7 protein-coding genes and 1 pseudogene are annotated in these 13,337 nt (G+C 36.4%); all 8 read right to left on the reverse strand.

Features of this window, described 5'->3' with window-relative positions; all coding sequences use genetic code 11:
- Positions 1–58: 58 nt before the first annotated feature.
- Positions 59–2,140 carry a LamG domain-containing protein gene (locus LV704_RS19645; protein ID WP_163421987.1) on the reverse strand — a complete coding sequence of 694 codons (2,082 nt, stop codon included), beginning with the start codon at positions 2,138–2,140 and terminating at the stop codon, positions 59–61.
- 45 nt (positions 2,141–2,185) lie between these two features.
- Positions 2,186–3,256, reverse strand: a complete 1,071-nt coding sequence (locus tag LV704_RS19650; RefSeq protein WP_163421986.1) for an aldose epimerase family protein — start codon at positions 3,254–3,256, stop codon at positions 2,186–2,188.
- A gap of 60 nt (positions 3,257–3,316) precedes the next feature.
- Positions 3,317–4,738: a D-xylose transporter XylE gene (gene xylE, locus LV704_RS19655; protein ID WP_163421985.1), complete on the reverse strand. Its 1,422-nt coding sequence runs from the start codon at positions 4,736–4,738 to the stop codon at positions 3,317–3,319.
- Between the two features lie 24 nt (positions 4,739–4,762).
- A pseudogene (gene xylA, locus LV704_RS19660) lies at positions 4,763–6,087 on the reverse strand (xylose isomerase).
- Between the two features lie 2 nt (positions 6,088–6,089).
- Positions 6,090–7,568: a xylulokinase gene (locus LV704_RS19665; RefSeq protein WP_163421984.1), complete on the reverse strand. Its 1,479-nt coding sequence runs from the start codon at positions 7,566–7,568 to the stop codon at positions 6,090–6,092.
- A 54-nt stretch (positions 7,569–7,622) separates the two neighbouring features.
- Positions 7,623–8,978 (reverse strand): SGNH/GDSL hydrolase family protein, encoded by a 1,356-nt coding sequence (locus LV704_RS19670; protein ID WP_163421983.1) that lies wholly within the window; start codon positions 8,976–8,978, stop codon positions 7,623–7,625.
- Between the two features lie 217 nt (positions 8,979–9,195).
- Positions 9,196–11,595 carry a glycoside hydrolase N-terminal domain-containing protein gene (locus tag LV704_RS19675; RefSeq protein WP_163421982.1) on the reverse strand — a complete coding sequence of 800 codons (2,400 nt, stop codon included), beginning with the start codon at positions 11,593–11,595 and terminating at the stop codon, positions 9,196–9,198.
- 197 nt (positions 11,596–11,792) lie between these two features.
- Complete coding sequence (locus tag LV704_RS19680; protein WP_233782095.1) at positions 11,793–13,331, reverse strand: RagB/SusD family nutrient uptake outer membrane protein; 1,539 nt, start codon at positions 13,329–13,331, stop codon at positions 11,793–11,795.
- Between the last annotated feature and the right edge of the window lie 6 nt (positions 13,332–13,337).

Below are 13,337 nucleotides of genomic sequence, written 5' to 3' on the forward strand. Positions count from 1 at the left end.
CTGTAAACAGACATTTGCCAAAAGATTGATTTATCCTATTTTCTCTGTCTATGAATTGTTAATTTAAAGTGAGCGTTACTGGTTTTACAACATCCGTTTCAAGCCAAATAATAAGATCCTTAGATTCTAAACTCTTTCGAATAGAATACTTATACTTTTTTGACGGCGATTGTTGCAACCCATCTATTTCTAAAACAGGGACTTTACCTCCCCAGTTTTTAATTATGAACGTTGGGTTTACAAGAGGAGATTTTTCTGAAGCCTGAATGTCCAGAGTTAATGATTCATTGGCATCACTATTTTTAATTAAGTGATAGGCTCTGTCATTTCTATTAAAACCCTGATGGGTATAATTACCGGCTGTTACTTTTAATTCAGGCGTTTTAAGCCAAAACTTGGCAAAGCCAGTTAAATTTTGAATTGGCTCACCACTGAGTCCAAGTATAAAGCGACCTTCTAATGGTCCATTTTCAGTTTCACGGTTTATTCCTGCTTCTGGAGAAGTAATCGCAGAACTGGTTACCCTGTCGTTTGCTAATACAAATCGCCCATCACTAGGTATTTGCGACACTGGCCAATGATTCCTCCAATGAAATTTTGAAAGGCGGTAATCTATTTCCTTTCTTCCGCCCCCATAAGGCCCGATATTTCCATTTTTTTCATAAATAAAAAACGGTTTAGTTTGAGATTTTACATTAATAACAGACAGCACTTCATTATCAACAGCGTTTTTAAATTGTCCTCCTGCTCCTGCTAGTTGGTCAGATGGCCACGTTTCAAAGGAGTGTTTGCTTGTTTCGCCTTTAAGATTCATAAGTGTTACGGCAACCATGTCAATATTGTCTTCTGGTCTTTCTCCAGGATTAGACAACAAAGCCGGTTCCGTAATACTATAACCATCGTCATAACCATGAATCTTATAATGCCTAACGGCGATACCATCTGGGTAGATATAATAATATTCATCAGCCCAGTCGCCCCAATTGGTTACTTCATCTGTATTTGCAATAGAATAATTTATATCCGTTAAGGCATAGCGCCAATGCACCACTACCCGTGCCTCATTGTTTTCTACGACACGTATATGACTATATCGGTTTTGCTTATCAGACATGTGCTCCATACAACCAAAATCTCCAAAAGTTTCAGCACTTTGATCGGCTATCCACCTTCCATTCTCTGTGACCAAATTCATATTATAATTGGTACCCTTCCAAAATACCATAGAATATCTTTTATCATCAAAGGTGATTACAACATCTGGATAACTATCATCTCTCCATAGTCTATCCCAATCTTCATCATAGTTAAGCTTGGTATAGTGCGCCCCAAATTCTGGATTCTCAATATGTATTTCTGGTAGCTTACGCCAGATTAATTGAGGTTCATTTTGAGGTTTCAATTGCTCATAAATACGTTCAAGTTCACCTTGAGATTTAGCTTTTCCAGTAATCTTTAATTCATCAATAAGACCATCGAAAGAATACTTTGCTGGCACATCCACAAACCCTGCCCGATTTAATGACGAGGGCGCCATAGATTTATGGTTTCGAGCTATTTGCATAGGAAATTCGCGATCGTATAACAGGTCCCCTTTTACAGGTAGTTCACCAGACAGTTTACCATTTATATAAACCTTCATACCTGTTTCCGGATGATATGTTGCCGCTATGTAAGACCACTTCATATATGGAATGGTTTCTGTACTTATGCATTCTCGCCATTGCCTAGCAACCGCAGCATGTAAGCCTACCCTTCCTTCGCCGTCAATACCAAAAAACATACCCCGATGTTTTTTATATTCCTGATTATAAATAGCACACCAATTCCAAGGATAAGCTTGAGGGGCTACCCAAGCTTCTATAGTAAAAGGCCCTATAATTACTGGTGAAGTTTCTTCATCTCTCTGTATTGAAGTTGTAAAGCCATCGCATTTAATCGCCTTGCCATTGACACCCTCAACCAATTTATAATACCCGGTTATTTCATCTGAAATATTTCCGCCCTTATCTTTAATGGTATTGTTAGTTACTTCATTAAAATCCCAATAAGCCAACAAGCTCTTATTGGTCTGACCATGTAATTGCACAGTTAACAGACCTATCACTAATAATAGGTATACTTTGTTTATAAACTTCATAATTAAATATTTAACGGTTTATATTAAAATAACTTCCTGTAATTATTACTTTACAGAAAATTTGAAAATGGTTTTAGTTTGGTATGCGTCCTCAGGAGTTAAAATTATTTTCGGAAAGTTGGATTGGTTAGGACTATCTGGGAAATGTTGTGTTTCTAAACACAATCCTGCATGTTTTCCATAATCACCATTTAGATAGTTTCCAGAATAAAATTGAATACCAGGTTGATCTGTAAGTACCTCCATTAATCTACCGCTTTCTTCATGATAAACCTCTGAGACTAAAGCACATTCACCTTTTTGAGCTTCAGATGTTTTGTCTTCATTAATTACCCAACAATGGTCATAGCCTTGTCCTATCTTTAGTTGTGGGTTATCCAAATTGATATCTTTTCCGATTTTTTTAAAAGATTTAAAATCGAATGGTGTATTTTCTACCTTCTCAATAGTACCTAAAGGAATGAGTACATCGTTCACTGGAAGATAATTATTGGAATAAATCTTTAACTCATGATTCAGTGTGGTTTTTTTTAAGCTTCCTGATAAATTAAAATAAGCGTGTTGAGTAAGGTTAATGATCGTTTTTTTATCTGTATTGGCCTCGTAATAAACCTCTAAAGCGTTGTTATCATTCAACTCATAAGTCACAAGAGTATTTAGGTTTCCTGGATACCCTTCTTCGCCATCTTTACTATAATAAGAAAGTGTAATGGAAACTGAGTCATCTTTGATGATAGTTGAAATGACTTGCCATATTTGTTTATCAAAACCCTTTACACCGCCATGCAAGCTATTAGGAAACTCATTTTTTGGTAGTTCATACTTTACCTGATCAATGTAAAATGTTCCGTTCGCAATTCTATTACAGCAACGTCCGGCAACTACTCCGAAATATGGACTATTATCTTCTACATATTCCTTTAATGAATCATATCCCAGTACAATGTTTTCTATAACACCATTGTTATCAGGAACTTTAATCTTGGTTATAATAGCTCCATAATTAATAACCTCAACTTCAATATTGTTTTTATTTTTCAATATAAATCGGTATACTTTTTCACCGTTGGGCATGTAGCCATAAATATCTTTTTTAGCTGTATTTTTTTCAGTCAAATCTTTTTGTTTTATTTATTAATTTCATCTACCTAGAATATAATTTCAACAAAGAATCCGCTATTTGTTTTTCCAAAGAGCTTCCATTGCTTCCAAAGTTTTTCCTTTCGTTTCTGGAACAAATTTCCAAACAAACCACATAGCCAATATTGACATGATACCATATACCCAATACGCAAAACCATGGTTAAATTGTTCTGTTAATTGTGTATTATCATTCATCATCGGGAATGTTAAAGACACTAAATAATTAGAAATCCATTGTGCAGCTACTGCTACTGCCATAGCCTTGCCCCTAATTTTGTTTGGAAAAATTTCTGAAAGTAACACCCATGTAACTGGCCCCCAACTCAAGGCGAAACTTGCTACGTATAGCATCATGCATCCTAAAGCTAAATATCCCGTAGCTCCAGAGAAAAACACAAACCCAAGTGCTAACATGGCAACTGCCATCCCTAAAGCTCCTATTAGCATCAGAGGTTTTCTACCACGCTTATCGACAGTTTTTATAGCTATAATAGTAAATAGGAAGTTTACGATTCCTACAATAATGGTTAACAACAATGCACCATCTGTATTTGGGTCTATAGATTTAAAGATTTCTGGTGCGTAATACAATACGACGTTTATTCCAACGAATTGCTGAAAAACAGACAATGCGATACCTATGAGTATGATACCCCAACCATAGGACAATAACTTTCCTGAAGTTTCAATTACAGAACCTTTAATTTCTGATAAAATCTTTTTTCCTTCTACCTCTCCATTTACTTTTATAAGTACATCTAATGCTTCTTCTGGTTTATTTTTTAGCATTAAAGAACGTGGTGTGTCTGGTACAAAAAATAAAAAGGCCAAAAATAATCCTGCTGGAATAATTTCTGACGCAAACATCCATCTCCAACCTATTTCATTTAACCAAGCATCTGAACCTCCGCCTCTTGAAATAAAATAGTTAACAAAATACACCACCATAAAACCTCCAACAATAGCTAATTGATTAAAGGACACTAACTTGCCTCTGCTCTTGGCAGGTGCAATTTCTGCTATATAAAGTGGTGATAGCATCGATGCTAAACCAACGCCAATACCGCCTATAATTCTATAAATAATAAAAATCGTTGAAAAGGTATGATCTAACTCACCAATAGGTGCAATAAACATTTCTGGCATTGCTGAACCGAGAGCAGAAACTAAAAATAAAATAGCAGCTAAAATTAGCCCCTTTTTCCTACCTAATGTTTTGCTTACAAGTCCGCCAGAAACACCTCCAATAATACAACCTATTAAAGCACTTGCCACTAAGAAACCTTTAAAAGCATTTGCTGAACCTTCTGATAATCCTTTTGGGTTTACAAAAAAGCTTTCCAATGACCCTACTGTACCTGAAATTACGCCTGTATCATACCCAAATAATAACCCTCCAAGTGTTGCGACTAATGTGAGTTTGATCAAGTACTTTGAATTGGTTGACTTTCCCATAATGCTTATTTTCGCTTGGTTAGTTTATATATACTGATTAATTATATTTTCAAATAATTCTTGTTTACCACTTTTTAGTTGTAGTTCACCATTTTCTTTGGCTATTTTGTATAGTGCTTTCAAATTCAATTTCCCTGTTTCAAAATCTTTACCTTTGCCTGTATCGAATGAACTATAGCGTTCTCTTCTAAGTTTTTTATAAGGTGATGATGTGATAATTCGATCTGCTATTAATAAGGCTCTTGCAAAGGTGTCAGCACCTCCAATATGTGCATGAAAACATCCTCCTTATCGGTAGAATTTCTTCTTATTTTAGCATCGAAATTAATACCGCCTCCTTGTAAACCACCTGCATTTAAGAATACTAACATAGCCTCGGTAGTTTCTTGAATGTTATTTGGAAATTGATCGGTGTCCCAACCATTTTGGTAATCGCCTCGATTGGCATCTATACTTCCTAGCATTCCAGCTTTGGCTGCAACGGCCAATTCATGTTGCATCGTATGCTGAGCCAGAGTAGCATGATTTACCTCAATATTTAATTTAAAGTCATAATCTAATCCATATTTTTTTAAAAAACCTATGGTAGTAGCTGAATCAAAATCGTATTGATGCTTCATTGGTTCCATAGGCTTAGGTTCAATAAAGAAAGTTCCTTTAAACCCTTGTCCTCTGGCATAATCTCGGCAAATTGTAAGAAACTGTGCCATATGGTCTAGCTCCCTACCCATATCTGTATTTAATAAAGACATGTAACCTTCTCGGCCTCCCCAAAATACATAGTTCTCTCCACCTAATTTGATTGTAGCATCTAAGGCTAACTTTATTTGTCCACCTGCTCTAGCTAACACATTAAAATCAGGGTTAGTCGCTGCACCATTCATATATCGTGGGTTTGAAAAACAGTTTGCCGTTCCCCATAATAATTTAACACCGCTATCTGCCTGTTTTCCTTTTATATAATCAGTAATGATATCTAATCGTTTTTCTGATTCTGTAAAGGTTGCTCCCTCTTGAATTAAATCGAAATCATGAAAACAGAAATAATCGAAGCCCATTTTTGAAATAAACTCGAATGCAGCATCAGCCTTATGCTTTGCTGCCTGAATAGGGTCTGATGATTGATCCCATTCAAAATTTTGAGTCCCTGGCCCAAACGGATCGGCTCCAACGCCACAAAACGTATGCCAATAGGCTATGGCAAATTTAAAATGTTCTCGCATGGTCTTTCCAGCTACTACTTTATCTGAATCATACCATTTATAGGCTAATGGGTTGTCTGAGTTTTGCCCTTCGTATCTAATTTCTCCAATGCCCCTGTAGTATTCTTTTTCTCCTAATAAAATCATTCTTAATAGTTTAAAAGTCGTTCTAAATTTATTTTCCAGTGTTCATATGCATGGGCATATGATTCTATATTCTTTAATGGCATATAGGTTGTTACGTGATCATTTTTTATAATGTTCTCACCAAACTCTATAAAATTACCATTAATTAATCCAGCAGCTCTTGCTGCTCCAATTGCTCCTGTGGTATTATATATTTCAATCTCATGTCCAATAAGGGTTGCTACTGTATTTGAAAATATTTCTGAGCGAAAAAGATTATCGTTACCAGCTCTAATGACGTTAATTGCATCATGGTCGTTTTTTAATATCTCCCCATAAACAAACGAAAAAGCGATTCCTTCAAGTGCTGCACGATACAAATGACCATGACTGTGCTTATTTAAATTTAAATTACAGAAATGCGTTCCGATTGTTCGGTTATTAAACATCCTTTCAGCTCCATTTCCAAACGGAATCACGGAAACACCGTTTGATCCAACATCGATTTTAGATGCCTTGCGATTCATATTTTCGTAGGAATTATCAATGCCATGATTTCGCAACCATCTATACATTATCCCCGCGCCATTAATACAGAGCAACTTCCCTATAGAAGGTTTTTCTTCGGTGTAGTTAACATGGGCAAACTGATTGATACGCTCAGTCTCCTTAGAGTTAAGGCTTTCAATAACAGCATAAATGACTCCTGAAGTACCTCCAGTTGCGGCCACCTCTCCGTGATTGAAAATATTTAATGACAAGGCATTATTAGGCTGATCTCCAGACCGATAAGTCACAGGGATTCCTTTTGGCAACCCTGTTTCTTTTGCTGCGCTATCTGAAACAGTTCCTTGATTGGAGAAGTTATTGACTATTTCAGGGGTTAGGCCATTATCAATCCCATAATACTCCAATAACCAATCAGCCGAGTTATTGTTTTTATAGTCCCAAAGAATACCTTCCGAAAGTCCGTTCTTCGTTGTAACTATTTCTTCGGTTAGCTTATGGGCGATGTAATCCCCTGGAAGCATGTACTTATAAATTCTCTCATAAAGTTCTGGTTCATTGTCTCGTACCCACTTTAGTTTAGAAGCCGTAAAATTACCAGGTGAATTCATTAAATGCTCCATGCATTTGGCAGTTCCTATCTCATTAAATGCTTTGTTTCCAATTTCCACGGCCCGACTGTCACACCATAGAATAGCATTTCTAATCGGTTTTCCTTCTTTATCCACAATTACCAAACCATGCATTTGATAAGAAATACCAATAGCCTGAATCTTAGAGGCATCTATATTTGCCCCATGAATTGCACGTTTTGTAACTATACAAATGTGCTTCCACCAAACTTCCGGATCTTGTTCCGCCCAATTACTATGAGGCGATACTATTTCCATTTCTTCATTAGGCTCTTGTAAGGTGATTATTTTTTTCCCGCTTAAAGCCTCTACGGTAGCAACCTTTATTGATGAACTCCCAATGTCATATCCTAAATAATACAAGTGCCTAAATATTAAATAGTTATATGCTTCTCCACCATAATTTCTGATTACCGTTTATCTTACTTCGTAACGGTGCATTTTGGGCTGATTATTATTATAAATTAAATGGACCATTTCTTTGGATTTGCTCTCAAGCTCTTCAACTACCTTGTAGAATTCTTTCTCTAAGTATTTTTCCAGACCCATTGTTTTAAATTTTAAATAACGTTGGTAATCTTCATTATCCTCTAAATCTTCATCCTCATCTTCATCCCATCCTACTTCTAAGGTCTTACGCAGTAACCATTCATCCCTTATCATTACTATAAGCTCCTCATTACGTGCTTTGTTAATTTCTGCCACCCTCAAAGCCTGTTGATATTGAGGCGTCTTCTCATTACTTTGTAGTTCTACACCTTGAGCAAATTCTAAATGCGAATAAGTGCCAACTACAGTTCCATCTATCAGCAACTCGTAATCACCATATTCCAAACCAACAATTTGTACTAGCTCTTTCCCCATTTTAGTACCTGCTTGTGTTAGCTTGAAGGCCATTTGGGCATCATTAGGCACTACCCATGGCAATGAATTTGCCTTAAAATTGAATGATATGTTCTTCTCTGTAGAATTACTTATTAATCCATTATCTGCTGAATATATCCAAGTATCGTCTCTTTTATCAATGACAATTTTTGAAACCAAGGAATTAGCTTCTATCCCCTTTAAAAAGGAAAGTGCCATTATAAGTTGCCCATCACTTTCAGGATGTACGGCATCAGGAACAAAGGTGAAATCTGGACTATCCTTGCGAGCTACGCGTGTATAATGTGTTAAATCTCCATGAAAATCGGCGTAACCATAGCCCTTTAAAGTTGCAACCTCCGCACACCATGCTCCAAAATATGCCAGTACGGCATCATAATGTAAATCTTTTACATCCTCTTCATCCACCCAATTTTCTCCAATCAAACCTTGCTGTGTGTCATATATTGTTGGTGTCAGGAGAATGGTCTTAACATTGGCCTTATCCAGCTTATTGGTCAATGTAGTCATATCCCTCTTGTAAGCATTGAAAATAGGATGCTCCCATTTAACATATTGACCATCGTTCATTCCAATTAAAATACTTACATATTTTGGCTTATGTTTTAATACATCTTCATCTAACCTAGTAAGCACGTGTTGGGCAAAATCGCCAGATACTCCCGCATTAATCAGATTAAGTTTTTTATTTGGGTATCTAGTGTAAAAATAGTCTTCTACATATTGGGTGTAAGCACATTGATGCGTAATGCTATTACCAATAAAAACGAATGTATCGCCATCTTCCAAGGATACTTTGCTCAAAGATTTTTTAAATTGCTGTGCCCATAAATAATTAGAAAATATAAGTAAAAACAGACCTATTACACGTGTATATTTATTATTCATTTTTTTTGTTTTATAAAATATTTAAACCAGCAAGAGAAGATAATTATCCAAGTGACCATTTTTTTCTAAAGGTTTTAACAGTCTATGCGACCCAATTTCAAAAGTTACACCTTATAATTATTTTAATATTCATCTAACCTAGAGCTATTAAGGCACTTTAATTTTTTCTTCAGTTTTTAATTATTACTTGGGAATGCAAACCCCTATTTTAAGTCTCCTAGATAAAATTTACTTCTTGAGTCCTTCCTTTTTTAACTTGAATTGGAATTACTTGATCTCTAAATTTAATCTTAGTAGCTCGTCCGCTTTTTGAAGTTATCAAAACCTTAGACGGTTTGCCATCTTTCCATTCCATATCTACTACAAAGCCTCCCCTTGCAGGTAAACCTTTTACTTTTCCATTAGGCCAGTTTTTAGGTAATGCCGGTAACAATTCTATTCCATCTAATGTGGATTGAAGTAGCATATAAGAAACTACTGCTGGTAGACCGCCACTTATATCCATATTGAATATCTCCTGAGGGTCATGATAAGACACAAATGCTGTAGTCCAGTAAGAGTTTACTAGCCAATTAACACATTCTTCTGCCAATACTGCATTTTTGAGATGTGCGGAAGCCATTCCCAATTGAACTAAGCCAAAAGCCATAATACCACCATCATTTTCCCTTCTGGAAAACATTCTAGCTTCTATAGCTTTTCTCGCAGCCTCCAATAATCTTTCATTATTCTTAAAATCAGGGTCAACACCGTCATAAAGCGGGTATAAATGCGATACATGTCTGTGATCATTATTATTTTCATAACTATCCCAAATCCACTCTTTTAGTTCACCTTTTTTATCAATGGCATATTCTGGTAATGATTTCAATATATTTTCATATTCAGAAATGCGCTCTTCTGCAATATAGCCTTGCTTTGCAAGAGCAATCAAATTTCTTAACAACTGTTTCATAGCGGCAACATCCATAGTTGCGTTAATTGCCACAGGGTGCTTACCAAGAGGCCCTACTTCTGGAGAGTAAGATGGAATAAACATATATTCCCCTTTTCTTGTCTTATATAAAATTTGACTTAAAAAGTCGTATGCTTCTAACATAAATGGCAGTGCTCTTTCCTTAAGGTATTGTTCATCCATTGTATATAACCATCTATCATAATGAAAATGGGCAGCCCAGGCCGTACCGGCGTACCAATATAAATGGGGGAAAAATTCCGCAAAGTGATAGGCACTTCCAAACTCACTTACTCGTGAGGGCACATAAATACCCTCCAACCCATACATAGCACTGGCATTATATTTAAAATCATCCATCATACTATCAAGCATGTTTAAATATGCGTCAGTTAATTCCTGATAGTTCGTATTGAGTCCCAAAGCAATCGCGGAGGGCACATTACCATTTAGTGTAAAATCACCAGACCATGCCGGTCTCCATGTGCCTCCCCAAATACCTTGTAGCGAGGGTGGGGTAGCCCCAGTACTGCTTATAACATTATAGCGTCCAGCTTTAACAGATTGAACTATTAAATCTTTATTGGTGTTTTCAAAACTAGATGAAGCCAACAATTCATTTGATGTTAAACTTGTGCTCTCATTCTCTCCTAACTCAAAACTAAACCTGTTAAACATTTCACCATGAATCTTTGCGTGTGGTGCCAACAGTTTATCGTACGACGGCTCTAAAACATCGAGCTCATTCTTCAAAGTTTCTATTTGATTACCTTCTGATTTATCGTAACTCAATTTTATGGTAGAGAGCACTAAAATTTCATCGGCGTCTATGACTTCTAATGCATTATCCCTTAATCGTATTGAACCTTTTTTATTTATAATCTTCGTAAGAACAGTATAGGACTTTAAAGATCCCTGCCATTCTTTTTTAAAGGTCGTTTGGTAAGACAAATAATTCTTCTCAGCCGAAATATTTAAATTAGTATAATCTGTTGGATCAAAAACTTCTTCATCTTCTTCTGCTTCCAACTGTGGAAGCTGATTAAGCAAGAACCTATAATTGAGTTTACCTCCGGTAGGGCTCGTAATTTGAAATACGGCAACATTATCCTTTCTAGAAACGAATGCTTTTCGTGAAATAATATCCTTTTCGGTACCATAATTTACGGTGACTTCTCCAGTTTCATAATTTACCGTACGAGCGTATTGGTCATTTTTAATGGGTTGTATCGCTTGAAACTCCAACTGACATGCAGGAATATGAGGGTTCGTCCATACAAACTCGTCTTCAATTCCTATTTGTTTGCCTTCTTCAACAGCAATCATCGAAGCTTCCTTTTCCTTACCATTAAATATCAAAGTTCTGATTTCATCTAACCGGCTACTTAAATTGGGCGCTTTTAAAGGCTCGTATTCGGGCATAAACAATTTCTCATGACTGAGTACAATTCTATCCTTGTGCACGTGGCCCGGAATTAACATACCTACAGTACCATTACCACTAATAGCAGATTCCTCCCACTTGGAGGCTGGTTCCCTACTCAGGAAACCGTTCTGTGGAGATAGCTCAAATAGCTCCACTAAATCAACTTTGCCAACGTTTGATTTGCAGCAGCAAATACTGACAGCCAGTATTAAGCAAATTATATGTTGCTTATTCATTTTTGAATAATTTTTAACAGCTACATTAATGAATTCGTAATTATTACTTTTACTGATTTAAAAACACCATACCAGAGAATAGACAAATGTTTCCTAGGTATGGTGTTAACAAACTAAACTAAAAACTAATGAAATATTCACGCTATTTTTGTTAAGACTAAAATAGATTTACTCCTTAACAATTTTGACTAACTCGATTAATTTGCTTGATTGGGCAATAGGTTAGCATTCAAGTCCAATTCTCTTTGAGGAATTGGAGCTACTTCATCTTGACCATCAGTAAAAGATGCGAAATTCTCATCCTCAACCTGCTGTGCGTTATTGTATTTACCATATCGCTTTAGGTCAAAAAATCTCCAGTTTTCTCCCGATAATTCCAAAATACGTTCTTGCTCTATACGGTCTCTAAAAGCACTTTGACTTCCAGTAAAGGCCGGATATGCAGTTGCTACCATAGGTCTTCCTGACCTAGCTCTTACCTGATCAACATATTGCACTGCTTGTGCCGTATTTCCTGCTGCATTTAAAGCTTCCGCATACATTAAAAGAATATCGGCATACCTAATAACAACATAATCCGTACCCCCATCGGCAAGAATAGCCATAAATGTTTGACTACCTGAAACTGGGTCAACATTATTCTCTACATTCTCTTGCTCAGAGTATTTGTAAAACCCTGTGACCAAATCCTGATTTGGAGCTCCATCAGCCCAGACCTGACCTGAAAGTCCATAGTATGTAAGCGAGGAACCAGGATATATAATGGTGTAATCCATTCTTGAGTCCTTACTTCCCGCAGCTGTTTCCTCTCTTTGAAAGGCGTTAAGTATCATATTAGAACACTGTATATCTCCAAAAGCTCCGCCACCTTCCGAAGGACTAAAAACTTGATGACGTCTATGTGAATCCGTTTCATTAGTTGGTCCATTTTCAATAAAGTTTACAACAAACAATGCTTCCGGATTAACCGCCCCCGTTTCTCTAAAATTATCATTAAATACAGGTAATAGGCTGTATTGATTTGAATCTATGATAGCTTTTAGCAAAGGTTCTGCTTCGGCATATCGTTGTTGTTGAAAATAGGTCTTAGCTAAAAGCGCTTGTGCAGCTCCTTTGGTTACTTTTCCATATTGGTTTTCTGGCCAACTTAGGGGGAGCTTTTGTATAGCTGATAGCAGCATACTTTCCATCAAAGCGTAAATCTGCCCGTTTTCTGCAGAACTCGGTCTATCAGATGGTTGTTGCACTCTATCAACGTATGCTACATTTTCTCCAAACAACCCAACCAAGTTAAAATATCCTAATGCAATTAAAAATTCTGCCTGTCCAGCAATCTCTGGTTTACCAAATCTGGGTTCATTCTCCAATACCTGGTAAGCCCTACTTATTAAAGCATAGTTATTCACCCAGTGCGGGCCTCCAAATTCATCGCTGTCTGATAGTGTAAACCTTACCAATGCGTTAAACTCAAAGGGATGCTCATTAGTTCCCTCATCAGAAAGTCCTGAATATAATATATGGAAATTCTGTCCATATGTTTCCCAGAATTGCAAAACATCATATGCTGCAATTATTCCTTGTTCCAAATCTTGTTCAGTTTGCCAGAAAGCAGATTCAGACAATTCATTTGGATTGATTTGGTCTAACTCGGAGCAGCCAACCAAACCCAATAACAAGGAAAGCAAACAAATACTTTTTAATTTTCTTTTAAATATATTTTTCATCTTATTTTTCATCTTTAA

It is taken from the genome of Flagellimonas sp. CMM7 (assembly GCF_021390195.1).
GTDB lineage: Bacteria > Bacteroidota > Bacteroidia > Flavobacteriales > Flavobacteriaceae > Flagellimonas.